This window comes from Brevibacillus schisleri, from assembly GCF_055685845.1.
Genome location: NZ_JBVNDM010000001.1, coordinates 3,085,395 through 3,108,986, shown reverse-complemented (window position 1 = coordinate 3,108,986; position 23,592 = coordinate 3,085,395). Strand labels below are relative to the sequence as shown.

At 42.9% G+C, this 23,592-nt stretch carries 22 protein-coding genes and 1 pseudogene; 4 read left to right on the top strand and 19 right to left on the bottom strand.

Annotated elements, in window-relative coordinates; translation table 11 throughout:
• Positions 1–18: 18 nt before the first annotated feature.
• The 6 genes from ACUUHJ_RS15260 to ACUUHJ_RS15235 form a co-directional block, all read right to left on the bottom strand.
• Positions 19–906, bottom strand: a complete 888-nt coding sequence (locus ACUUHJ_RS15260; protein WP_472299237.1) for a MurR/RpiR family transcriptional regulator — start codon at positions 904–906, stop codon at positions 19–21.
• 242 nt (positions 907–1,148) lie between these two features.
• Complete coding sequence (locus ACUUHJ_RS15255) at positions 1,149–2,513, bottom strand: IS1182 family transposase (RefSeq protein WP_472298067.1); 1,365 nt, start codon at positions 2,511–2,513, stop codon at positions 1,149–1,151.
• Positions 2,514–2,637: 124 nt separating this feature from the next.
• Positions 2,638–3,270, bottom strand: coding sequence for a YczE/YyaS/YitT family protein (locus tag ACUUHJ_RS15250; protein ID WP_472299236.1), 633 nt, complete (start codon positions 3,268–3,270; stop codon positions 2,638–2,640).
• Between the two features lie 106 nt (positions 3,271–3,376).
• On the bottom strand, positions 3,377–5,197 hold the full coding sequence (locus tag ACUUHJ_RS15245) for a PAS domain S-box protein (RefSeq protein ID WP_472299235.1): 1,821 nt from the start codon (positions 5,195–5,197) through the stop codon (positions 3,377–3,379).
• Between the two features lie 130 nt (positions 5,198–5,327).
• Positions 5,328–5,897, bottom strand: a complete 570-nt coding sequence (locus tag ACUUHJ_RS15240; RefSeq protein WP_289677951.1) for a cupin domain-containing protein — start codon at positions 5,895–5,897, stop codon at positions 5,328–5,330.
• A gap of 130 nt (positions 5,898–6,027) precedes the next feature.
• The gene (locus tag ACUUHJ_RS15235; RefSeq protein ID WP_472299234.1) at positions 6,028–6,711 is read right to left on the bottom strand and encodes an MOSC domain-containing protein; all 684 of its coding nucleotides are present in this window, start codon (positions 6,709–6,711) and stop codon (positions 6,028–6,030) included.
• A gap of 127 nt (positions 6,712–6,838) precedes the next feature.
• On the opposite strand from ACUUHJ_RS15235, the gene ACUUHJ_RS15230 reads away from it, so the two are divergent.
• Complete coding sequence (locus tag ACUUHJ_RS15230) at positions 6,839–7,735, top strand: LysR family transcriptional regulator (protein ID WP_289677949.1); 897 nt, start codon at positions 6,839–6,841, stop codon at positions 7,733–7,735.
• A gap of 95 nt (positions 7,736–7,830) precedes the next feature.
• Here the strand turns inward: ACUUHJ_RS15230 and ACUUHJ_RS15225 are convergent, their stop codons facing one another.
• Both ACUUHJ_RS15225 and ACUUHJ_RS15220 read right to left on the bottom strand, forming a co-directional pair.
• Positions 7,831–8,787 carry a hypothetical protein gene (locus ACUUHJ_RS15225; RefSeq protein WP_472299233.1) on the bottom strand — a complete coding sequence of 319 codons (957 nt, stop codon included), beginning with the start codon at positions 8,785–8,787 and terminating at the stop codon, positions 7,831–7,833.
• A gap of 538 nt (positions 8,788–9,325) precedes the next feature.
• Positions 9,326–10,375, bottom strand: coding sequence for an RICIN domain-containing protein (locus ACUUHJ_RS15220; RefSeq protein ID WP_472299232.1), 1,050 nt, complete (start codon positions 10,373–10,375; stop codon positions 9,326–9,328).
• Between the two features lie 602 nt (positions 10,376–10,977).
• Between ACUUHJ_RS15220 and ACUUHJ_RS15215 the strand changes: the two genes are divergently transcribed.
• The gene (locus ACUUHJ_RS15215) at positions 10,978–11,385 is read left to right on the top strand and encodes a sigma factor-like helix-turn-helix DNA-binding protein (protein ID WP_289677946.1); all 408 of its coding nucleotides are present in this window, start codon (positions 10,978–10,980) and stop codon (positions 11,383–11,385) included.
• Between the two features lie 175 nt (positions 11,386–11,560).
• Here the strand turns inward: ACUUHJ_RS15215 and ACUUHJ_RS15210 are convergent, their stop codons facing one another.
• The gene (locus tag ACUUHJ_RS15210; protein ID WP_289677945.1) at positions 11,561–12,928 is read right to left on the bottom strand and encodes a sensor histidine kinase; all 1,368 of its coding nucleotides are present in this window, start codon (positions 12,926–12,928) and stop codon (positions 11,561–11,563) included.
• A 12-nt stretch (positions 12,929–12,940) separates the two neighbouring features.
• The gene (locus ACUUHJ_RS15205; RefSeq protein ID WP_064199512.1) at positions 12,941–13,627 is read right to left on the bottom strand and encodes a response regulator transcription factor; all 687 of its coding nucleotides are present in this window, start codon (positions 13,625–13,627) and stop codon (positions 12,941–12,943) included.
• Between the two features lie 147 nt (positions 13,628–13,774).
• Between ACUUHJ_RS15205 and ACUUHJ_RS15200 the strand changes: the two genes are divergently transcribed.
• Positions 13,775–14,497 (top strand): C40 family peptidase, encoded by a 723-nt coding sequence (locus ACUUHJ_RS15200; RefSeq protein WP_289677944.1) that lies wholly within the window; start codon positions 13,775–13,777, stop codon positions 14,495–14,497.
• 249 nt (positions 14,498–14,746) lie between these two features.
• On the opposite strand, the pseudogene ACUUHJ_RS15195 reads toward ACUUHJ_RS15200, so the two are convergent.
• Positions 14,747–14,902: pseudogene (locus ACUUHJ_RS15195) on the bottom strand (D-alanyl-D-alanine carboxypeptidase family protein); the annotation flags it as partial.
• 463 nt (positions 14,903–15,365) lie between these two features.
• Between ACUUHJ_RS15195 and ACUUHJ_RS15190 the strand changes: the two are divergent.
• Positions 15,366–16,028, top strand: coding sequence for an S-layer homology domain-containing protein (locus tag ACUUHJ_RS15190; RefSeq protein WP_289677942.1), 663 nt, complete (start codon positions 15,366–15,368; stop codon positions 16,026–16,028).
• Between the two features lie 75 nt (positions 16,029–16,103).
• On the opposite strand, the gene ltrA is transcribed toward ACUUHJ_RS15190, so the two are convergent.
• From ltrA to ACUUHJ_RS15150, 8 genes are all read right to left on the bottom strand, one after another.
• Positions 16,104–17,366, bottom strand: coding sequence for a group II intron reverse transcriptase/maturase (gene ltrA / locus ACUUHJ_RS15185; RefSeq protein WP_106834678.1), 1,263 nt, complete (start codon positions 17,364–17,366; stop codon positions 16,104–16,106).
• Positions 17,367–17,970: 604 nt separating this feature from the next.
• A complete protein-coding gene (locus tag ACUUHJ_RS15180) occupies positions 17,971–18,807 on the bottom strand; it encodes a M55 family metallopeptidase (protein WP_289677941.1) in 837 nt (278 codons plus the stop codon).
• Positions 18,808–18,831: 24 nt separating this feature from the next.
• Positions 18,832–20,253: a serine hydrolase domain-containing protein gene (locus tag ACUUHJ_RS15175; protein WP_289677940.1), complete on the bottom strand. Its 1,422-nt coding sequence runs from the start codon at positions 20,251–20,253 to the stop codon at positions 18,832–18,834.
• Positions 20,254–20,485: 232 nt separating this feature from the next.
• Complete coding sequence (locus tag ACUUHJ_RS15170; protein ID WP_289677939.1) at positions 20,486–20,686, bottom strand: hypothetical protein; 201 nt, start codon at positions 20,684–20,686, stop codon at positions 20,486–20,488.
• 172 nt (positions 20,687–20,858) lie between these two features.
• Positions 20,859–21,518, bottom strand: coding sequence for an anti-sigma factor (locus ACUUHJ_RS15165; protein ID WP_472299231.1), 660 nt, complete (start codon positions 21,516–21,518; stop codon positions 20,859–20,861).
• 59 nt (positions 21,519–21,577) lie between these two features.
• A complete protein-coding gene (locus tag ACUUHJ_RS15160; RefSeq protein WP_289677937.1) occupies positions 21,578–22,123 on the bottom strand; it encodes an RNA polymerase sigma factor in 546 nt (181 codons plus the stop codon).
• A 96-nt stretch (positions 22,124–22,219) separates the two neighbouring features.
• Positions 22,220–22,666 carry a hypothetical protein gene (locus ACUUHJ_RS15155; RefSeq protein WP_472299230.1) on the bottom strand — a complete coding sequence of 149 codons (447 nt, stop codon included), beginning with the start codon at positions 22,664–22,666 and terminating at the stop codon, positions 22,220–22,222.
• A 12-nt stretch (positions 22,667–22,678) separates the two neighbouring features.
• Positions 22,679–23,482: a substrate-binding domain-containing protein gene (locus tag ACUUHJ_RS15150; RefSeq protein WP_472299229.1), complete on the bottom strand. Its 804-nt coding sequence runs from the start codon at positions 23,480–23,482 to the stop codon at positions 22,679–22,681.
• Between the last annotated feature and the right edge of the window lie 110 nt (positions 23,483–23,592).

The following is a 23,592-nucleotide window of genomic DNA, read 5'->3' as shown; positions in this document are numbered from 1 at the left end:
TTCTCATTTTTACTGTTTTCAAAAGATCGATAAGTCTTCCTCTTCCTCTCCGACAAACGAGTATAGCTTCGAACTGATTTCATCATAGTGCTGCAATCGTTTCTGGACATTTTCCGCGTCGTGGAGCATGACACCTTTGATCAAGACATTTAGCATGGAGAATAGTGTGGGCATACCACTAGTGGCAACGGGTTGGGGTGTGGTGATTTTCAGGAGATGATCTGCTACTTGGCTGATAGGGGAGAACTCGCCTTCCGTAATCGCCAAAATCTTTGCTCCCAGCTCTTTTGCTGAATGGACCATTGCAACTGTCTCGCTAGGATGACGAGGAAATGATATCGCAATAACCAGCCACTCTTGATCCCGTTCCGTGAGAAAATAATCGGCGTTATCAACGGCTCCCGTATACAGATGTGTGTTTCCTTTGATCGCATTCAACGCCGAAAACAGCCATTTTGCAGGAATATGGCACCAGCGAAATCCCACCACTACGATTCGGTTAGCCTGCACGATGCTTTTGACCACATCATGGAGCAAGTTGTAATCTATTTGCTGCAAGCCTTGCTGGAGATACGCAATATCACTCTCCATCACTTGATGGGCGTAATTGCTCAGATCGAGCGTAACCTCCGTGTCTCGATATTTCTGGATCGGCCCCTTCCTTTGGTCCCCTATCAAAAGAGACTTTTTGATTTCTTCCTGAAGCTCTGTGTATCCGGAGTAACCCAATGCGTAACAAAAGCGAATGACAGTCGCTTCACTGGTATTCGTAAATTCCGCAATTTTTTTGGCGGTATGGATCGCAAGTAAGCTGGGCTTTTCTATCGCGATCTTACAGATGATTTTTTGGCTTGCTGTCAGCTTTCCATACTGCTTCCGAATCCGTTCTTTTACGAGTTGTGCCATACCTGAAGCTCCTTTGTCATTCTGATTTGTTTTAATTTTGAGAATAGTATATCCTTTGCAATAAATCACTTCAATACTTCTTGGGAAATGTAGTTCTAGCTTCATTTTGGCGTATTCAAACTGTAAAAAGGGACCTCCACAGTTGGGGCTGTTGACAAAAAGGGTTAGGGACCCAATGCCCTAACCCTTTTGCCGTTTTTTCACTTATACGTCGTCGGATTGTTTTGTTTCGTAACCTGTGATTAGTTTGCTTTTATCATTCGTTTAATGTTAATTGCCATTGCAGAAAAGAGGCAGTGTTCGGATACATTTCGAATGCCTCTTTTGTATGTTTCTTTTAAGTTATGCTGCCTTTTCATTGTACCGAAGGTACCCTCGCACCATATTCTTCTTTGCCTTTGGATAACACTGTACTCTTGGCTTTGCTTCCTTGCTTGGTTGCGTTCTTTAGCCTCTTGGAATAATGGTCTTTCTATTGTTTTGCGAGATGCGGTTTGTCCAAAACATTGTTGGCGTAACTCACAGGACTTACAGTCCTTTGTTTGGGCAGCATAAATTTTGCTATAACTTTGTTTCCAACTGTGCCACTTAACATGAGTAAATTGAAGTGCCTTGCCATTCGAGCAATAATAGGCATCGTTCATTTCATCAAATGTAAATTGTACTGACCTTTCGGTCTGATCAATAACACCTTTTATCGGAGAGATATAACCGGTTATCTTTAAATTTTCTAATTCATGGTGTACTCCAGAGCGATCATACCCTTTATCTGCGCCTACTTTGCCAATATGTAAACCAAATTTCTCTTTTTGTATCTGTAATCGCTTTATAAATGGTTCGTGGTCATTCACATTAGCAGCCGTAACGTGTATATCAGTTATGATTCCATGCTTAACGTCCACACTGGTATGCGCTAAATAGTGAAATCCCTTGGGTTTATTAGGACGGTTCAATAAACCTGACTCCGGGTCTGTTGTGCTCTGTTTTACTTCCTTCTCAGGAGGAGAGGTTTTAGGTTTTCTTCCTCGTTTTTTCCTAGTGGGATCGTTATCTCTGTCTTTTTTAATTCTCCGTGCTTCCTTTTCTAGCTCTTCAAGGTACTCAGTAGGCTTTTTCTCCACTAAAACTTTTTCTGACCTATTAATCGATGCATTCGCTTTGATGTGAGTAGAATCAACAACAATTATTTCCCCAGTAACTAAACCAGTTCGAATACATTCCGAGACGATGTGATCGAAGATCTCCTGAAAAATATGACTTTCTTTAAATCTACGACGGCGGTTCTGGCTCAGTGTGGAATGATCGGGAACAGTGTCAGTTAAGTCCAATCCTAAAAACCATCGATAGGCCAAATTCACTTGGATTTCTTGTTCCAACTTCCTTTCGGAAGGGATGCCATAAAGATACCCGATAAGGATCATTTTCATTAACAAAACTGGATCAACTGAGCGACGACCTACAGGCGAGTATAAGTGTTGCACTTTCTCATAGATAAAAGAAAAATCAATCTTATTACGAACAACACGTAAAAAATGATTCTCGGGTACAAGATCATCCAAATTTAAGAACATAAACTGGTGCTGTTTGTCTCCATCGATTCCCATCATGAGATAGCCCTCCAAAATAAAAAGAACCGTATAGAAATGATTTCTACACGATTCCCAGAAACCCCTATCTCTACGGCAATTTGTCAACAGCCCCATATGAGCACCCTTTTTCTTTTTCTCTGGTCTAAGCGGTTCCGTACGATTTTGCCAAAATTCGCTCCCACATTGGAATAAATTGCTTGATAAGCGGTCCAATGGCAAGGGCCGTCACAAAAGTTCCTACCGAAACAGGCCCGCCAAGCAGCAAGCCCAACACCATGACTGTGCACTCTATACCGATCCTGACTTTACCGATTCCCCATCCCATTCGCTCATGTAAAGCTAACATAAAACTGTCACGTGGACCGGCTCCCAATCGCGGTGAAATATACATACCTGTTCCGATCGTATAAATGAGCAGACCGACAGCGAACAAAATAACTCGTTCGAGAACGGTCTCTCCTGTAGGAATCCAGTTCAACCACATGAATACGTCAATAAACAGCCCAAAGAAAAACATGTTTAAAAACATACCCACGTTCGGCCGGATCTTGCCAATGATGTAGGAAGCGAGAATGATCATGGCTCCCACAATCTGCGACCATATGCCGATGGTCAGTCCAAATGTCTTCTGTAATCCGATATGCAGTGTATCCCACGGCGCAACACCTAGATGAGCCTCAATCATCATGCCAATACCAAACGCCATTACCGCCAGTCCGATCATAAACACACTGTATCGAACTGCAATCGGATGAAGCAGAAACTTCCTCCACATGATTTTCTCCCCCTCTAATGATTCTAGCTTTCTCAGCACACGTAGGTGGGGATTTGGAGTAAGCTACCTTATTGATAGCGATTTGCGAATTCATTAGATCACCTTCCTATTTCGAAATGGGAAACATAATTTCCACGGTGGTACCTTTGTTGATCTCGCTCGAGATGGTGATGGTTCCTTGATGATCTTTCATTATTTTATTGCTGACAAGTAAACCTAAGCCTGTTCCTTTCTCTTTCGTAGTATAAAAAGGTTCACCGAGTCTGGGCAGCAGCTCTTGGGAAATGCCACATCCATTGTCGGTAAAGCGAATCCGCACTTGGTTATTCGGTAGACATGTGGTTTCTATGCTAATTGTGCCATTTGTCGTGATCGCATCCAGGGAATTCTTCAATAGATTGATAAAGACTTGTTTTACTTGATTTTCTTCTCCTTTAATCGCTATGGGAATATCGCTGAATATTGTGTTGATCGAAGTGTTGTTTCGATTTGCTTCTGATTCCAGAAACTTTACCACGCTTTCAATAAGTGGGTGTAAAAGAATCCGCTTCACATTCAGCGTTTGCGGCTTGGCCAACACAAGTAGCTCACTCACGATAAAGTTGATTCGATCTAACTCGGACAACATAATGTCTGTATAAGTGGCTCCCCCCGATAGTGTTGGTCGCAAATATTGGATAAAGCCTTTCAATGCCGTAAGCGGATTTCTTATTTCGTGCGCGATACTTGCGGCCAATTCACCGATTACGGACAACTTCTCTGTTCTGCGGAGAAGCTCTTCGTTTTGCTTCCTCTCTGTTAGGTCACGTGTAATGTTGATGAAGTATTGATTTCCACCATCTGAGCTAAAAAACGGCATCCCTCTTGATTCAAGGTAGATCCATTTCTCGTTTTCCAGTTTGTATCGATACTCACATGTCACCGGAATATCGAACTCAATCATCGTGGAAAATCGCTCACAGACGAGTGCTACATCTTCTGGATGTATGTTTTCAAAAATAATTTGGCTCGTCCCTAATTTCTTCACATGGGAAGGTGAACTATACGATACGTGACCGTATTTATCTATAACGGAAATGAAGTCAGCCGTGTGTTCAGCAATGAATCGATACTGTTCCTCGCTCTTGCGCAAGGCTTCTTCGGAGTGTTTTCGCTCGGTGATATTGCGTGAAACGAATAGAAAGCTATCAATCTCTTTGTTCTCAGACATAATCGGAACACAACGTGACTCCCAATACACCCACGATCCATTTTTATGACGTAATCGAATCTCCATTTGAACATTTTGGGGATGCATAGAGATTAAGGAACGCAGATCTTTCACGGTTTCTACATCATCAGGGTGAATGAGATCAAAACTATTCGTTTGAAGAAATTCATCCTGAGTGTATCCCAAGTGGTGTTCGATAGAAGGAGATACAAAAAGATTATTCATGTGTACATCATGTTGGCAAATAACATCACTCGTATTTTCTACAAGGATGCGGTACTTTGCCTCGCTATTCACGAGTGCTTCTTCCGCCATTTTGCGGTCCGTAATATCTCTGGCGATAACGGAAGTGCCTACGATCGTACCTTCTGTATCTCTTATAGGGGAAGCGGTTAGACCAACGTGAACGATCTCACCATTTTTTCGTTGACGCACGGTCTCATAGCCCGTAATATTTTTTCCTTCAAATTTAACCTCGTGGAAAATTTCCTTTGTCTCGTCAATGAGTTCTTCAGGCACGAGGCAGTACGGGTCATTCAGGAGGTCTTGATATGTCCAACCGTAGATTTTTTCAAAGGCACTATTCACGAAAAGTATATGACCCTGCATGTCCCTAATTGAAATCGCATCCGTAGTCGTTTCAACCAGTGACTGAAGCAGCTCTTTCATGTTGAACTGTTCTTGTCTAAGGTCGATTCGCTGAGCTTCTTTATCCATAGGTTTATACCTTCCTTAAACGAAGATTGTGAATAATGTTATTATTCTATACCCGTTGAAAATATCCTTGAGAAAATATCTATCCCACTAAAAAAATACCGCCCCTTAAAAAGGAGCGGGAACTCTATTTTTATTGAGGGCTTTGCTCAGAAGCCATAGCACTAGCTTTCGTTTGATGAACGGTTCCAAATGGATGATGAGGTGGTGCGTAGATGGAATATACTTTAAGCGGCGTATTACCCGTATTAATGACATTGTGCCATGTGCCCGCAGGGACCATGATGGCATCGTTATCATTGACTCTTTGTTCAAAATCTAAATGATCTTGGCGATCTCCCATCCGAACAAGTCCCTGACCTTCTTCCACTCGGATGAATTGATCCGTATTCGGATGATTTTCTAAACCAATGTCGTCCCCAACGTTTATGCTCATTAGTGTTACCTGCAAGTGCTTCCCTGTCCATAATGCCGTACGGAATGTGTTGTTTTGCTTTGTGGCTTGCTCAATATTCACGACAAAAGGCTTTGGTCCATAATCTCTCAATTCGATGGTATTCTGATAACGATTCCAGTATCGACTCCCATTCGCATGGCTCCAGTTGTAATAATCAGGGCTCCATCCATAGTGAAAATGGTTGTTATTCCAGCCGGCAAGCACGGGATAATACCCTTGATAGTAATGGTAATAGTTGTTGTACATCTCAATCTCCTCTCCAGTGTAAGGCTTTACCCTTTAGCCTATGTGGTTACCTGATGACAGGTAACTATTCTGAAGAGCAATTTCAAATGGTTCTTCACAACGATCACATTCTTGCTTGCCAATACTGTTGTTATGATTGGTTGCCTGTCAGCCTTTCACGGGTATCAATTTCCACGCCGGATAATCGTTTGGTAAAAGTCGCTCGCCAATTTGAGGACAGCTCCTCTACTTCCAATAACTTTTTCATACCATCGATATTGTCTTTTTCTTGATGCATGATTCGGTTTGCATACGAGACCGTTATCGCTTTGGGATGACAAGAAAGTCTTATTAATCCATCCGTATGAGATACAAGCCCTTCTTTTAGCACGCGAAAATAAAAACCAGTATAGCCGGTCTCTTGTACCTTACCCAACATTTCAGGTACACCGTAACGCACAGACAATTTGTAACAGGGCTGTCTCGGTTGACTAATCTGTACAACCGCTTCCCCTAGCTGAAAGGTATCACCGATACAAACACCCGTTTCTACTAATCCCCGGATCGTCAGATTTTCTCCGAATGCACCGATTGGAAGCTCCCTCTGCAATTGGGCCTCCCAAAATGGGTAATGCTCATAGGGATAGACGCATACAGCCTTTTCCTTCCCTCCATGGTGGACAAGATCTGCTTGCCCATCTCCCTCCAAGTTCAAAAAGGATAAATAAAGAGCTTTTGTGGTCGGGGTTTTGTAAATGCCGGTAGAAACCTCTTTGTTTTGATACTGTACCTGTTTTGGTTTCCCTACATTTATCGATAGGATTTCGATATTCACAAGCGATCACCTCTTGCTTTCATGGAGTGCGCATGGCACACTACATTCATATCATTTCATAATGGTTTATCTTATAATAATAGGAAAATCCTATTGTTCGTTCATAAATCGCCGGGGGTTGGTCTTTTTGGAGCTCAAGCAATTAGAATACTTTATGGCACTGTGCCAGGAGTTAAATTTTACTCGTGCAGCTGAGAAATTGGGCATTGCGCAGCCTTCACTCAGTCAGCAAATCCGTCTGCTTGAGTATGAAATTGGCATGCCTTTGTTTGATCGCATTGGCAAACGAACGGTTATGACGGAAGCAGGCAAAACATTGCTTCACCATAGCTATCAGGTGTTTCATGAGTTGTCACAGGCACGCGCAGCGATTAGCGAGCTGCAAGGCTTAAGCAAAGGCACATTAAAAATTGGCGTACTGCTGACGGTTGTTAATTACTTGCTCCCGCCTACTGTTATCGAGTTTCACCAGCGTTATCCGAAAGTAGAATTGTCTGTTTTCGGGTTGAGAACTGGTGATATTTATGAAGGACTTTTGAGAAACGAACTCGATCTGGGGATTGTTTTTTTACCGATGGAGCATGACGATCTGGAAACCATTCCACTTTATACAGAAAATTTGGCCATTGGCGTACCTGTGGATCATCCGCTCGCGAAGGAACCGTTTGCTTCCCTTGCGATTTTGAAAGAAACCCCCTCCATTTTATTGCCCAACACGTACTTTTTGCGTCAGTTGATTGATGAAAAATGTAAGGAGCTGGGCTTCTCGCCACAGCCTGTTTTAGAGATGACCACAATGGAATCGATCACGAATATGGTCGGACAAGGCGTCGGTGTCACGGTTCTTTCGAAAGGCTACCTCGACTATATCGATGATAAACGGATTCGCACGATTCCAATCCAACAGCCAAATATCACAGCGCAAATCGGTATCGTTTACCGAAAAAACAAGTATTTATGTGCGGCGAGCCGAGTTTTTATGGAGCAGTTAATTGCCACGGTAAAACGCGATGATGTTCGCTGATGCGGGAGTCAAGATCAGTTTATGACGAGACGAATCATTGTTCAATAGTATCGTTGTTATCATTTCGATAGGGAATGCCTATCATTACGTAGTCATCAATACTCTTGAATAAAACCTTTGAACGCTTCAACAAATTCTCTATACACGTCTTTTTCGAAGGTTAATGGCGGAACATGGATCGGTTTTGACATGTCCACCCCATATCCGAACGTTTTCCAAATGATGTAATTCTCCTCCTCTTCTACATTCGTGGCGACAACAGTACAAGAGAAATCCATGTCATCCGAACAAACTAAAATAGGAAGAGTTACATTTATAAAAGAAAGCAATTCAAGGACTCTTTGCTGATCCCGATTATCAAAAAGCCCGATAGGTGGAACCAATAAATCAAAAGAACGACTCTGCGTATTTTGATTCAAATAGTCATTCAAAGTGATGTCATTGATTGTAATGACATATTGGGGATGCTGAAAACCCTTCATCTTATCTTGGCGTATTCCAATTTTGCTATGTATGTATTTATGGGACTTTCCCACTTTGAGCACCTCCGTGAGAATCGGTTTCTTCCTTAATTCATTGAGCACAACCGGTAGTTCTTCATAATTCAACTTTCTCTCTGTCATCGCCACAACCTTCTGGCCAATCGAAAACTCATCCCGAAAGTTGTGTGATACAAACCCCTTCTCGTATCCAAAACGAAGGATACTCTTCAAGAAACTCAGCTTACGTACAGCCGAATTGGGAGCATACCGTTCTTTTATGTATCGTTCATAAGCACGTAATTGTAATCGACCAATGTCCTTTAGACTACATGAAGGAGGAGCTGGATCTGCAAGGCCAACAGTGTTGAATGCATTTGCCGGATCGACAAGAAACTCTAGCAACACATTCATGTCCCGTTTGTATTCCAGAATACTATTTGGTTGCAGCTGTTTATTACGTGTTTTCCCATATAAATAGAAGAGAAAGAAAATCCAATCATCTTCAATAAATTCAAGCGTTAACGTTTTCCCGTCTTTTAGCAAAAGAGATCGCATGTCCTCATGATCCATCCATCTCTTTGAATCAAATGGGCAAGATGATCCCACGAGGTTTGAGTTTGTAAATCGTAACGACTATGTTTTATGAGGTCGAACATTTGCCCCTCCTCTTTTTCGAATTGTCTGAAAATAATAGAGATAATGCAAACACTAGTTCTTTCTATCATCATATCATATTTTGAAAATAATAGTAACAAAAGGGAGGGTTTTGTTACTAATAAATCTTATGTAATCTTTTATGAATGTTTGACTTTCGTGCCTATTTGATGAAAAATTCCAAAAATTATTGAGTGACACAAATTACTTCAATGAAATGAAAAGTTGGCATACGTTTATTGATTTTTTCATTTCAAAGCATAAAAGTGCCATTTCATGACCTGAAAACAAACTAAAGAAGAAACCGTTTTTAATAGGTTCTTCTTTAGTTTGTTTTATAAAATTCAGTTTATTGTTTCTCTAAAATGTACTTGTTGAGATTTATATGCTATGAAGATTTTCTTCTGTAACATGAATCCCATTGATCTACTATCCCTCCTCCTTGGGAATCTTCCTAAAGTTCCTCAGGCCAAACAGCCTCTCCTGATTTAGTTGAATTTAAGAGTGACCAAGGATCGGCAACAAGGCTGCCATCTGATCGAAGAAGTTTATAATCCTCTTGAACATAAAATAACGCCCAAGATTCCGTATACTTTTTTGAATTTACATGAGTTAAAGTATATGTCTCCTCTGTCGATTGAGTACTTGAATGGGATTCCGACACTTGTAATTCCTCTGAAAACGATACACTTATACTTTCACTTAAAGGTCCAAATGAAAATCCGAGGTCTTCCCCTATAGACATGCTAGTTGTCTTTGTCATGGATGATTGATCTGTTGACGAGATTCCCGATGAAACCTGATAAGTTCTCTCGTCACCAGAAGAAATATTATTTAACTGAGCCTGTTGCTTCCAAGATTCTGTTTTAGTAAAAAGATAATACGGATTATTAGTTATTTTATCTTTCGCACTTGACTCAAAACTATCATCTACTACGAAATAGGGTACTAACGCAGTATTTGTTATAACTGGACTAGGAGTAGGCTCAAGAGTATGGTCATCTATAAATTTTGGTGCAGGTGGGAATGTTGCTGTTGGCATAGAAGGTATTTTAACCTTAGAATCACTTTCCTCTATAGCCCAAAGCTGATGGTCATTATTATCTGTGCGGTGAAATGTTGTAACCGGTGTTCCATCTTTTGAGACACCTTGATTATCTAGATATAGGCCACTGTTCATAGACCTAAGTGTATAATACCCATCTTCGCCTCCAACTGGTGATATATACCAAAACTGATGATCAATCCCTGTGTAATGATATGTTGTAACTTTTGTTCCATCTTTTGAGACACCTTGATTATCTAATATGAGACCACTGTTTTTGCTACAAAGTATACTATTACCATCATTTATTGGGACTATCATCCATAACTGATGATCAATCCCTGTGTAATGATATGTTGTAACTATCGTTCCATCATTTGATACACCTTGATTATCAAGATATAGGCCACTATTTTTACTCTTCAGTGTATAATATACATCTTGTTTAAAATCTGACATAAGTATATTCATTCCTTTCAAGTTTTCTCGTTATAATGTTATCCAACATTTTTTTCATTTTCTCAAATAGACCAGATTTCTTAACCACTGCATTGATTAACAGGTTTTACTTTTGTTAACTTATAGTATTTTCCTCCTTCTCATAATGCAGAATTAGTATGGAAAATTTTCCCTTTTTCACACTACTTAATCTATATGAAAAGGAAGCAATATATATTATAAGTTTCCTTCTTTTTAAATTTTCCGCTTTTTCTGTGGTTGCCAATAAACAATTGGAAAATTTTACTTCATAAAAAAATTGGATTTTCCCTAGCACTTGGATGAGCATTACTGGACGAAGGTCAATAGAATCTATTCCTTTATTTCCGAATCTAAATAATTGTAACTTCCATCGAAAGATTCCATAATTGGTAAGAATTAGGTACCGTTCTCCATCATCCCTTATCAAATGATCGAAGCCTAGCAAAAATATCAGAAAACCTCTCTAGTTCCCGATTAGAAAGTAGTATAGGACCTATAGGAGCTTCTTAAAACACTAAGTACATGTTTTATAGATATTTCCCTTAAGTTCATATTTACTTATCAATTTTCAGGAGGATCTTATGTCTAAAGGAAAATGGTTAGAGCTTAATGCTGCTTATCGAAAACAAATAAGGCAATACCGCTCAGAATTGGGGCAACTTGAGGCAGACGAAACAGACCTATCATTTATTAGAAGGCCTAATGATATTGATGTGTATTTAAGGAAGAAGGAAATCCTGATGATGATTAATCATTGCCAGCATGCATATCAGCAACTTGGTCTAAGACTTGGAGAAAAAGTAGAACAGGAATGGCTCGATATTTTAAAACCTATCGAGAAGACTGTTTTTCTTCTCCGTTATGAGCAGCAGTTATCCTATCCAGAGATTAAATCTATCCTTGGGATGCCTGAGCAAAAAACCAGGGAAACTTTACAAAGTGTAATTCAAAAGGTTCTTAAACATATTGCTAGTCAGCCACAAACTTAAAAATGGCTGGCTTCTTCTGCCGAAAGTCCTCCCACAGGGCTTTGGACAGAGGAATGAAAAGAATGACTCTTTGTATTGACTCCCTTTCATTTTACAGGTTCATAAACCAGAACACTATGAGAAACGAAGGCTCTGAGAATGCACGCCCACAGAGCCCTAGCGTTCATCGTTCATGTCATCCATCCATTCCCGCTTTTTTCAACAAAACATGAACAATCACGCCTCTTTCCGCGGAAGGAGCTATGGAGATGCTTCCCTCGTGATCTGCGACAATTGCTTGGGCGATGGCCAGACCGATCCCGCTTCCTCCCCTTTTTCGCGTACGGGATTTGTCTACGCGATAAAATCGCTTAAATAGATGGGGAATCTCCTTTGCCTGAATACCGATCCCCGTATCCTCTACCACAATGTGCACGGCCTCTTCATCCCCATATGCTCGTACACTCACTTGTCCTTCATCGGTGTATTTCCGTGCATTGTCCAAAAGGATGTCCAATAACTGTCGAATCCGCTCTCGATCCATGAAAAGGACAAGAGCTTCTTCCCATTCAAACAGCAGCTTAATTTGTGGAGGGAAAATGGGTACCCATGCTTGCTTTACTTCCAGTAACAGAGGAGTTAATGGCTGCACGACTTTCGTTGAGCCTATTTGTGAGACATGCTGTAGTTTGGCTAACGACAACAGGTCATCGATGAGTTTGAAAAGTCGTTTACACTCCTGCTCAACAGCAGCGAGTGCTTCGTCCCTTACTTCTGGTTTGTGCTGCCCCCATCTTTGCAGAAGACTTACATACCCTTCAATAATCGAAAGCGGTGTTCGCAATTCGTGAGAGGCATCTGTGACGAATCGCTGCTGATAGACCATTGCTTCTTCCATACGATCTAGCAACAGATTAAAGGCATGGATTAGCTCGTAGATTTCAGTCTCTACGTGATGATGGTGAATTCGTTGGGAGAGACGTTGAGGGAAAATGGAATGGATTTGCTGGATAAGATGATCGAGAGGCTTCAGTCCCCAGTTACTCAGCCAGTAGCCTCCAATCGCCGAAAGAAGCAAAGTAAAAAAGGACGAGAGAAAAAGAATCGTGAGCAAGATCGAAAAATACCATTCAAGCGCCTCTGTCGTAGTAGAAATTTGCACAAACAAAAGCTCGGATGTGAACGGCAGCTGTACAGGCTCTTTCGCGACCAAGGTTCTTTCATAATAGTCTTCCGGGTCTTTTTTCCAGTTGGCTCCCTGTATCGAGGCGATTTCCTTGCCGTTTTGATCGCTGATGGTAATGGATTGATTGACGTCAGCGTAATTGGTTAACAGACGCGTCAGGTAGGGAATCTTCAACGATGCTTCTTCGGTGATTTCTGTTTTCAAATCGGCTGCGATGGCCGTCGCTTTCTGATTGAGTAATTTTTGCTCATGTTGATGGACGAGATTAGAGGTGCTGAAAAAAATAAAAATAGACAAAAAGAGAAGCAAAACCAGCATGCCAGAGCTAAAAAACAGTGTCAGTCTCCATTTGAGTGAGTATCTGCGAGGTGTAAGCACTGCGTTCTCCTTTTAATCTCGTAGTGTATAGCCGATTCCTCTGACGGTATGTATCAGCTTCACGGATGGATCACTTTCAATTTTGTTCCGCAAATACCGGATATACACATCCACGATGTTGGTATTCCCCATAAAGTCAAACCCCCAAACGGCTGTGAGAATTTGCTCTCGCGAGACCGCTTGCTCCTTGTTTTGGACTAGATAATAAAGTAAATCAAACTCGCGTGGGGTCAACATGATTTCCTCTTCATCGAGGAACACTCGCCGCGCGTTGGGCTGGATGCGCAATCGGCCAACCACTATCTCCTGGTTTGCTTTTGATTCCCGCTGACGCAATAAGACTCGAATCCGGGCAAACAATTCCTCGATGGCAAACGGCTTTGCCAAATAGTCATTGGCTCCACTGTCTAAACCCGTCACGATATCCGGAACCTCTCCCCGAGCCGTGATCATGATAATAGGGACATCTTTGGTTTCCCGAATTCGTCGGCATAATTCTATCCCCGATAATTCGGGTAGCATGACATCCAGGAGGATGAGGTCGTACTCTATCGTCAATGCCTTTTCTAATCCGGAAAGCCCGTCGTATTCAATATCCGTCGAAAATCCCTCATTCTCCAACTCCAATTGTAAGTATCTTGCCAAGTTATGTTCATCTTCAACAAGCAGCAAATAGCCTTTTCCATCTGGCGTAGGCATGGATATCATCTCCGTTTGAATATCTTACCAACAGTTTTCTCAGGAAACTCTCATGAAATTCTACCGGGAATCTTAGTTTTTTTGTGTACGATAAGACCGTGGATGAGAAACACACAACATGATCAACCATTCAGAAGGAGGAACATCATGACAAAGCGAAACTGGAAGGGTACCACTACTACGGTCGTAGCTATTCTAATGGGAACTTCTCTTCTCATGAGCGGACAAGCCTACGCGGCTTCTGAGACAGGTCTCAACTCCACTACTGCACATAATCAGGATAACCATCAGAAAAAGCATAAGTATGACCAGGACCTGCAACAGATTATTGAAAAATCAGTTGAAGATCAGCGCATGGAACAGATTGATAATGAGCAATTTGGTCAGATCGTGCAAGATGGTACGAATAACGACCTGATAGCGAATGGGGAAAGTTATACGGATAGTAATCAGAATAAACGGATAGATAGTATCACTACTCCCTCTTCCGACATTGCCGATCAGGTCATTTCAGAAGGAATGAAGTATAAAGGCGTCCCTTATAAATTTGGTTCCAGTAAAAAAACAACGCGTACATTTGATTGCTCTTCCTTTACACAGCGAGTGTTTAAAGAAGTCGGAGTAAGTCTGCCACGAGACTCACGTCAACAGTCTAAAGTCGGTCAAAAAGTCTCGAAGGATCAACTGCAAAAAGGAGATCTTGTTTTCTTCCACAGCTACGGTAGCTCGTCTTCTCGCATTACCCATGTTGCCATCTACGCTGGGGACAATAAGCTGCTGCATACGTACGGTAAACCTGGAGTTACAACAACCAATTTCAAGGGGACTTCTTGGGAAAAACGTTTTGAGGTCGGAAGACGTGTGATTTAATTATTTTCTGGGGCCCAACACAAAAAGGCTGCTGAAAGCTTCAGCAGTCTTTTTCATATCTCTTCAAAACTAGCGGCCTGATTCGCTCTCTGCAAACTACAAAAACTCTGTCACAATAACACCTCCCTGATTGTCGCCAGAAAGCACATATTTCCCATTGGTCGGCACTTGAATCATGATGCTAGTCGCCACTGGATAATAATAAATTTTGTAGTCGCCACCATTTATCGTCCCTGACACTTCCTTTGCCTCCCGCAAGTATTTCACGTACTCCTCCAAGGTTAACTGGCGCTCTTGCATAATGGCGCTGTGCGGCAAACCTACAAATCGGTAATGCATAGGATTGTAAGGAACGCCCGTGATTGTGACCTTTTCCTTCGGATAGCGCAAAATAAACCCGTAATTCCAGGCGTTTTCTTGTAGCCATTTCCCTTCTGGGGATTGGTCGATTTTCATTTGTGTGGATGCCCTGATAAATCTGGTCTTTTTCAACTCGAATCGCTTTGTATTTCGGGAAAGCTGCAGCATCCGGCTCTTTTGGTTCCCATAAAGCATCAATGAGTGGCCACAAGAATGGATAACTGAACAACAATAAAAGAATACCTAGTAAGAGAAATCTCTTTTTCATTTCCACTTCCTCCATTGTTCAAACACACATTATTCTTTTTTACTACGATGGTACTAGGCAATGTTAAATGAAATCGTACTCAAAAGATAAAGTTTTCCTTAAATCATTTTGTTGTAAACAAACAGAAAATTCCCGCAGTACCCCTATCTAACCCGATAGTTTTGCGAAAGAAAGCTGAAACGTTATCAGCTGTTCCTCGTCAAATGGAATGAAACTTCAAAAATTGACGAGGTGGCTACCATGAATATCAGAAAAAATATGATCTCTCTTTCCTTCCTTGCATTGTTCACTGTGTCTTTCGCCCAACCAAGCTTTGCTGCAACGACTCCTTTTACGGATCTTGGCCAATCGGGAGCGAAGGATAAAATTCTTTCCTTACAGCAACAAGGTGTGATAAAAGGCGTAGATGATAGCAAATTTGCACCGAACGAAACGATTACGGCTGCTCAAGGTATTCAACTGATGGTAAATGCCTTTGATTTGAGTCTGGCTGCGATCACTTTTGTAAAGGCCCCACAGGCAACTGACTATTTTTCCAAAGCAGATAACGATGCTTGGTATGCTGAAAGTCTGATCATAGCGGCAGTGAACGGATTGGAATTACCGAATGATCTCGATCCGAATGCAGAATGGACCAGAGAGCAGTTCATTCACCAGCTGATGAAAGTCATGGAGACCAAAGGTAATCTGCCCATGATCAAACTAGTACCAGTAGAAATCCGAGATGATGAAGAACTCACCGTGGATTACCAAGGCTCTATTCAACGAGCTTTGGCAAGAGATATTATCGAATTGGATAAGGAAAACAAGCTCCATCCGAAAAAGCCCGTCACTCGCGAAGAGGCAGCCGAAATGATTTATAATGCCCTTGCGTATTTGAAAAGTCATAAGCCTCTGAACTAAAAATCGAGTAGGAGGGAGTGACTAACTCCCGTCCTCTCACACCACCGTACGTACCGTCCGGTATACGGCGGTTCATCAAGCTTGACGAAGAACAGAATATCGTTGTACTAAACTTTTCAGCCCTTGTTGTTGCCAGTATGCAACTCCGAGGGCTTTGTGTATTTGAGGAGTCTTTGTGGAACGCCACGCACCCTTTCGGGTGTTTGCAATTTCTATTGCTTGGACGTGTGATAAACCCAGAGAACGAAGTTCTCGATATCGGGTTTTTATTCGCTTCCACTGAGACCACAAGCAAAGTCGGAGTCTACGCCGTATCCATTCTTCGATGGATTGTAGAATTTTCTTTGCATCTGCAAGGGCGAAATATCCAACCCATCCCATGAGATACTGGTTTAGCTTCCGAATCCTTTCATCCATAGAGATGCTCCATACCGGATTTGTGATGAAGCGGATTTTCTCTTTCAACTTCAGAAGTGATTTTGGATGAAGCCGAATCCTTGCTTGCTTTGCGTTAGTGAAACTGAAACCGAGGAACTTACGTTTCCAAGGTCGATCCACTGCACTTTTCTGCTCATTTACTTTTAGCTTAAGTACCTTCTCCAAGTAGTTTTGGATACTCTCTTTTACCCGTTCTCCCGCCCGCTTTGTTTTCACGTAGATGTTGCTATCGTCTGCGTATCTACAAAAGCGATGTCCTCTCTTTTCCAGCTCTTTATCCAAGTCGTCAAGCAGGATGTTCGCCAATAACGGACTAAGCGGGCCACCTTGTGGTGTGCCTTCTACTGCCGAGAGGCAGACTCCATTGATCATGATGCCTGCTTGTAAGTATGCGCGAATAAGTTTCAACAAAGCTTTGTCTTTTACTTTTCGGGCAACCCGACTCATTAAAATATCGTGATTTACCCGGTCGAAGAATTTCTCTAAGTCCATATCTACGACAAAGCGATATCCTTCGGAAATATAAGATTGTGCTTGTCTCATAGCGTCATGCGCACTGCGATTCGGTCGGAATCCGAAACTGGATTCTGAAAAGTGGGGATCGAATATGGGAGTAAGAACTTGGAGAATGGCTTGTTGGATTAAGCGATCTATCACGGTAGGAATACCTAATAACCTTACCCCTCCGTCAGTTTTCGGGATTTCGACTCTGCGGACAGGGGAAGGTTTATAGGTTCCTTTCATAATCTGTTCTTTAATGGTTAACCAGTGTTCACGGATATAATCGCGCAGTTGTTCGGTTGAAACACTGTCGATTCCCGCCGATCCTTTGTTTCTTTCCACTCTTTCGAGCGCCACTAATAGATTTTCCCGTGATAGGACTTTCTCCAACAACTCCATGACGATACCCTTTCCTTCGCACGCATCCTTCTAGTCTTGTCGGTCAATACTCAGCCCTCTCTTGTACCCTCAGGGCTTCACCCTTATTCTCCAAGAGTAGTTCCTTACGGAATTCTGCTTCACAGTTTGATCACGAAAGTGATTAGCGGATGTGTTGACTTAATGTTCAGCCCTTCCCCGTTCAAGCGTCCTATACTTGGGTACTATGGCTTCTGCTGACTTCTGCATGTTCAGCGACTCCTTACGGAGACGGTTACCAACATTTGAAGGCACTTCATGCAGACCTCCCCAGGTAAGAACGATAACTTTCATCCCATGTACCTGCCCAAGTTTACTGCTGTATTCCTTGGCTGTATAGGGCTTCGTCTTGTTCAGCAGACTCGCCCGAATACAACAGCCTCAAATTGGATTCGTGTACCTCAGGTCGGGACTTTGCCGCCGGCTTCCTCCAGATTCCACCTCACGGTAGACACCCTTGCCTTGAGCTAACGGTTGGTACAGCCAACCCCCGTTCGGGACTTACACCCTAGAGTTATCGCCCATGCTGGGCGCACTGAAAAAAATGCAGCGATCCTCGTGAGAGGGGCTGCATTTTTTTGTTTACTTAACCAGTAATCATCCGATTCACTTGCCCGGTTATCAACAGCATTGCTTGCAAAACGGGCATCATGCTAACAAGATCAGGCGAATGGAAGCGTACCGTGCGTCCTTCGATGAGTTCGATTCCTGGCATCCAGCTGACTGCTGTGGCAAATTGTGATTTCGTAAACTCGACTTCTATTGTATTCTCTACTTTTTGGGCAAGCGGTTTAACTGTACGGCGATGGAGCAATGCTTCTTTTGCTTGCTGACGGATCAGCTCTCTCGCACGAACGGGATGCATCGCTTGCGACGAGAGGCCTGTAATCCCTGTTTTCACAGCGACCGTAAAGACTCCAGGGATATCTTCTTCCACCTCTTTAGCCGTTTGGGAATCTCCGGTAACGAGTACGACAGGGACACCAAAGGCTCCCGCGATTGCTGCATTTAACCCTGCTTCGCCCACTTCTTTACCATTTAAGATTAGCCGATGGATAGCAAGGCCAGACAATGTATGATTGAGTACCGCATCTCCTGTCCCTGCTTTTCCATGATAACCGATGAAAAATGCGGCATCGCAGCTACTGTCGATCCCCTGCATCATACAGAGAGGCTTGAAAAAACCACGGATGACATCTGCCTGTGGATGCAATTCTTCCAGGATGATATTGTTCATCGGCCCATGAGATTCATTGACAATAATTTGGGTGGCTCCTGCTTCCAGTGCTCCCTCAATTGCCGCATTCACATCTTGGGTTAACAGTCTTCTCCCCGCTTCGTAATGTCTGCGACCAGGGATCACGTCCTCCCATTCACTTAATCCAGAGATCCCTTCCATGTCCAACGAAATAAACACCTTCATGCGAAAGTGCCTCCCTCTCTTTGATTAGATTGCTTTCGGCATTTGGCGCGAACCAAACGCCAAGCGCTTGATCTCACCCTCTGGGTGGCGAACAAAGCGGATGAGTGAATCGATGTTGTGGCGCGTGAACAGAAACGTATTTTCGCCAACGGGACGCAGTGGGAACACATCACTGCCTAAAACGAGCATAAGCTGGCTCTGTGCTTCATCAAATCTGATCTCTACTACGTCTCCTTCTCCTGATTTATATGTACCAGGACATTGTTGCAAGTAAGCAAGCGGCACTTCATATTCGGGAAATGTGGCGAACTGCGTCTCGAGCAGGCGGCCGAACATACTATTCAACAGTCCTAAGCTCAGATTGGAAATAGGGGCATCATCCATGTTGGTCAAAAGAATGCCAGTTACTCCCGCCTCTGGGACGATGAACATTTGCGCGGTCATCCCTTTCAAGCCGCCGGTATGGGTAAGTAAGGTGTAATCTTCGGAAAATGGAAACATGCCGAGTCCGTAACCATAGCTGCGGCTCAAATCAACACGGACATGAGGAGCAATCATTTGTGAGGCGCTATCTCCCGAGATGATTCTCGCTCTATTTGAAAGCCCGCCTGTCCGATAAACATCCGCATAGCGAAGCATGTCACGTGCGGTCGATTTGAGAAAGCCTGCTGCACGCATGGAGGGAGCATCCCACCAACCTGGGGCGCGTACTACTTCACGAACACCATCTTTCATGCGACGTGTGTACAGCATGGTAGTATTGTTGTCCTCAGCTAATTCCTCTACATGAAAAACCGTTCGTTCCATGCCAATTGGCTGTAAAATATGCTCTTGGACATAGGCTTCGTATGGTTTACCGCTGGCACGCTCAATAATCGCCCCAAGCAAGCCAAAACCTTCGTTGGAATAGCTGAATTCTGTCCCAGCAGGTCCCAACAATTCAAAGGGCAGCTTCTCTATATATGTCATGAGGTCTTCGAAGGTATCGATTGGGTGTTTACATTGGTCTTCAAAATGGTGAAGTAATTCGTCTGCTGTCGGATCGGCTTGTAAGCTGGGTAGCATAGCTGGAATGAGAGATGGAAGTGGTGGAAATCCGAGGGTGTGTGTCATGAAATGATGAATGGTAATGCTTTTCGTTTGAGCTTCATCCGGCGTTCGAAACTCAGGCAAATAGGTGATTACCGGATCATGTACGGAAAGCTTTCCTTCTTCCTGAAGCTGCATGATCGCCATGCATGTAAACGACTTCGTAATCGATCCGATCCCAAATACCGTATCCAGATCGATGGGAGCTTGTTTTTCACGGTCCCGAAAACCAAACGCTTTTTCATAAGTGAGTTCTCCGTCTTTGGCTACAGCAATGATCGCACCGGGAACCTGAAAATCATCCATCAGCCTTTGGACGTATGCTTCGAACGCCGCTTCCCACTCCTTCATCTTCATGTCATGCCTCCTTTGTTTCATTTCTTACAAACAGGAAAGTAATTTCAGGTTTAATCTGAAGTATATACTTCGAAAAAATGAGGATATGAAGTTCATGCACTAGTAGAATTATAAGCGGCAGATGAAAAAACGACAATATATAATTCTGAAAATAACTAATTTTCACAACAAAAAGTAATCAAATAAAAATGGCCCCTCGTCTTGTTGACGCCAAGCCCTGAAATGTCACTGGTCAAATTCGATCATTCGTTGTTTTAGTAATGAGCGTTGCTGTACCGCTATACCGATTTGGTCCAGTTAGCAGGACTGTGGAGCCTCGCCAATCATCACGGGTTTTCTCTACTTTTGCTTTCCAATCGTCAAGTGGTATCAATCGTACTTCACCTAAGTTTTTCCTGCCAGTTAGTTGAGCAAAGACTGCCGGTTTTAACACCAGCAGCCTCTACTTACTTGTGTTTGTTCCACGATCAAATCCATAAGGCGGAACTGACCGAGCCGTGTGGACATATGCGGGTTCCATGGGGAAGTTTCTTGAAGATTATCACTCGTTTGTACTATACGGTTAACCAGATATTTAAAATATATCTGTCCTTTTCTGTTACCATCTATGAACCGGCTATTTTTTTTCCTCTCGGTTGTCTGCTGTTGGCGTCCGGTTCGACAGTAATGCCGATTTGATCAAAAGTCTGCCCTTCGGCGAGCTGGTAGGTCAGTATGCCGGATCCGTTTTCGTCCGGCTTGAATATGCCACCATTTTCCCTCGTGCTGTTTTTCAGCAGCCAAACCTGGTAAACCTGTGAACCTTCGACGCCGGGCAATTCGTGAACCTGCACCACCAAATTTTTCTCTGATCCCTGCTGGACAATATAGGCGATGCCGTTTGTTCCCGGGTGGCTTTGATTGGCTGTTTTTAAGGGAATCGACGTTACAATTTCAATGGGGACATTTTCCGCATGGCGATTTTTTACCTGTACATTCGTTATTCCAAGACCAATAAACGCGAGCAACAAGACGGCCACGATACCGGTTGAAACGGGAGTGAACTGGCTTTTTAGCATCATGGGGAGCTTGCTCATCTTAGCCATGAATGTTTCCGTACCGCTTTTCCTTTTGTGCTCAAAAACAAACCCCAGCACCTCGCCTTTTAGCGATTCAGGCACCTCGATTTCGGTATAATCGAACGGCAAAGCATGCCAGGCCTGGGATAATTCCTGATATTCTTTCTTACACTCCTTACAATTCTTTACATGTTCAGCAAAGGCCATGTGGTCGCTCTCCTTGAGCTCATTTGCTATATATGAAATTATATGATCACAAACCCTTGTCATTTTATATCCTCCAGTTTCAGATGCTTCCTCAATCCTTTAAGAGCCTGGTGAAGCCTGCTTTTAATCGTGCCGAGCGGCTCTTGTTCCAGCTTGGCGATCTCTGAAAGAGAATATCCTTTCCAATAAAGCAGATCGATTAATTTTCTTTGAGCCGTCGGCAATTTGTTTTTTGCCATCGCAATATCATTCGTATTTACTCGTTGCTCGACTGCATTTGCAGGGTCGGCGATCTCTTCATGTTCCTCGTGATGGTGTTGCGTATGCCTCTTCTCTTTGCGAAGGTAGTCAATGCATATATTGCGGGTAATCGTGAGGAGCCAATTTACAAAGCTGCCTTGAGCAGGATCGTAATGGCTGTTTGTTGTCCATAGCCTCAAAAAGACCAGCTGAATAATTTCTTTCGTCTTATCCTCATTCCCATTACAAAACTTCATAACGAAGCCGTAAACAAGCTTTATATATCGATCATAGAGCTCCTCTAATGCGTGACCATTTTTTTCATTTACCAATCGCATTAATTCCGCATCGTAATTTTCTTTCATGTGGCACTCCCTGCTTTTGGATAAAAATATACTGCCATAACACTATTATAAAAGGAAAGATGGGAACGACCGCGACTGATCGTTCCCTGGGCAAGCTTATTCAAATACTGTTTCGCTGTTTATGACAAACCATACTTCTTTTACTCCTTGTCCGTTTACATCCCCTTCTTGCTGGTCTTTTGCAAAATAATAGAGAGGAAAGCCTTTGTATGTAACCTGCTTCTTCCCATTGTCTTCTCTTGTGATCGTATCGAAATCCTTTTTGTCAAAACCTTCTGGGACGGCGAAATCCTCCTGGGTAAATGCTGGCCAGTTTGCCAGGCAGTCCCCGCTGCAATTACTTTTTCCTGCTTCGTCCTTTTTAAAGTAATACAAGGCCCTTCCCTGAGGATCGGCAAGGTACTCTCCTGCTTTTTCATTCTTCAAAAGCTGGAGGGCTTGATCGGGTTGAACCGCCTCTGTTTTTACCTCCGTGCTTTTTCCGCAAGCAGCCAAAGCAAAAATAATCAAAAGCATCGCAAGTGTAAAAACTGCTTTTTTCATGTATGTTCCTCCTTACTTCCAGCCCCATTTTTGAAAGATTTGGTGAGATTTTTCCGTTCTTAAATAATCAATAAATTGCTGTGCCTCTTTTTTCTGATCAGTGATTTTTGTCAGGGCGATCGGCGTTCCACGATAGAGCTTTTCTTCTTCGGGCAGTTCGACCAGGTCAGTCACATCCTGGAGCCGGTAATGCCACGATTCATAGGTAATCCAGGCGTCCAGACTAGAATTCGATTTCCATCGTTCAATGGCTTCGGCACTCGACTTTACAGAAACGTTAATATTTTGAGTAATGCCTCCGATCAGCCCTTTTCTGCCCGCCAGGTCTTCCCACAGGCCAAGCTGGCCAGCCCCATTCACATCCATTATTTTTACTCCCTTTTTCGTTAAATCCTCCAGACTTTCAATCTTCTTAGGATTTCCTTTCCTCACCAATATTCCTGCAGCACGCGTGTAAAGCTCCGTACGTGTTTTGGTGTCGATCATGTCGGGGTAGTGAAAGATAAAATCTTGCAGCATATACTCGGAGCCACCGAAAATAATATCTGCATCTTGCTTTGCTTGACCGATCCACTTGCTCTCTGGTCCGGCTGTTACTTCCACCTTCATTCCCGTCTCAGCCGAAAAATGTTCAGCAGCTTCCTTGATCGGTCCAAGTGGTCCACCTGGTCCGTACACCCGGATGACTTGGTCACTTTGTCTGGAATTTGGTGTTGCCTGGGACGCTGGCTTACCGTCCATTTTTGCATAAGCTGACATTCCGGTAGTCGTAAAGAAAAAAAGCAGTAGAGTTGCTAGGAACACAGTCTTCCTCATGATTCTTCCTCCATTTCACACTTGTTTTTTTACGGTTCTATCAAAGGAAACGAAGGCAGGCTGTAAACGGTTTGATTGTATTTGTGAAATAGTTAGAAAGTTACATGAAA

Excerpts from the sequence above, each read along its gene's own strand:
- ACUUHJ_RS15200 (WP_289677944.1), top strand. The coding sequence starts at position 13,775 with ATGACAAAGCGAAACTGGAAGGGTACCACTACTACGGTCGTAGCTATT.
- ACUUHJ_RS15240 (WP_289677951.1), bottom strand. The coding sequence starts at position 5,897 with ATGTACAACAACTATTACCATTACTATCAAGGGTATTATCCCGTGCTT.
- ACUUHJ_RS15220 (WP_472299232.1), bottom strand. The coding sequence starts at position 10,375 with ATGTCAGATTTTAAACAAGATGTATATTATACACTGAAGAGTAAAAAT.
- ACUUHJ_RS15175 (WP_289677940.1), bottom strand. The coding sequence starts at position 20,253 with ATGAAGATGAAGGAGTGGGAAGCGGCGTTCGAAGCATACGTCCAAAGG.
- ACUUHJ_RS15180 (WP_289677941.1), bottom strand. The coding sequence starts at position 18,807 with ATGAAGGTGTTTATTTCGTTGGACATGGAAGGGATCTCTGGATTAAGT.
- ACUUHJ_RS15150 (WP_472299229.1), bottom strand. The coding sequence starts at position 23,482 with ATGAGGAAGACTGTGTTCCTAGCAACTCTACTGCTTTTTTTCTTTACG.
- ACUUHJ_RS15165 (WP_472299231.1), bottom strand. The coding sequence starts at position 21,518 with ATGGCCTTTGCTGAACATGTAAAGAATTGTAAGGAGTGTAAGAAAGAA.
- ACUUHJ_RS15250 (WP_472299236.1), bottom strand. The coding sequence starts at position 3,270 with ATGTGGAGGAAGTTTCTGCTTCATCCGATTGCAGTTCGATACAGTGTG.
- ACUUHJ_RS15255 (WP_472298067.1), bottom strand. The coding sequence starts at position 2,513 with ATGATGGGAATCGATGGAGACAAACAGCACCAGTTTATGTTCTTAAAT.
- ACUUHJ_RS15160 (WP_289677937.1), bottom strand. The coding sequence starts at position 22,123 with ATGAAAGAAAATTACGATGCGGAATTAATGCGATTGGTAAATGAAAAA.
- ACUUHJ_RS15205 (WP_064199512.1), bottom strand. The coding sequence starts at position 13,627 with ATGCCTACGCCAGATGGAAAAGGCTATTTGCTGCTTGTTGAAGATGAA.
- ACUUHJ_RS15225 (WP_472299233.1), bottom strand. The coding sequence starts at position 8,787 with ATGGATCATGAGGACATGCGATCTCTTTTGCTAAAAGACGGGAAAACG.
- ACUUHJ_RS15245 (WP_472299235.1), bottom strand. The coding sequence starts at position 5,197 with ATGGATAAAGAAGCTCAGCGAATCGACCTTAGACAAGAACAGTTCAAC.
- ACUUHJ_RS15155 (WP_472299230.1), bottom strand. The coding sequence starts at position 22,666 with ATGAAAAAAGCAGTTTTTACACTTGCGATGCTTTTGATTATTTTTGCT.
- ACUUHJ_RS15260 (WP_472299237.1), bottom strand. The coding sequence starts at position 906 with ATGGCACAACTCGTAAAAGAACGGATTCGGAAGCAGTATGGAAAGCTG.
- ACUUHJ_RS15190 (WP_289677942.1), top strand. The coding sequence starts at position 15,366 with ATGAATATCAGAAAAAATATGATCTCTCTTTCCTTCCTTGCATTGTTC.
- ACUUHJ_RS15215 (WP_289677946.1), top strand. The coding sequence starts at position 10,978 with ATGTCTAAAGGAAAATGGTTAGAGCTTAATGCTGCTTATCGAAAACAA.
- ltrA (WP_106834678.1), bottom strand. The coding sequence starts at position 17,366 with ATGGAGTTGTTGGAGAAAGTCCTATCACGGGAAAATCTATTAGTGGCG.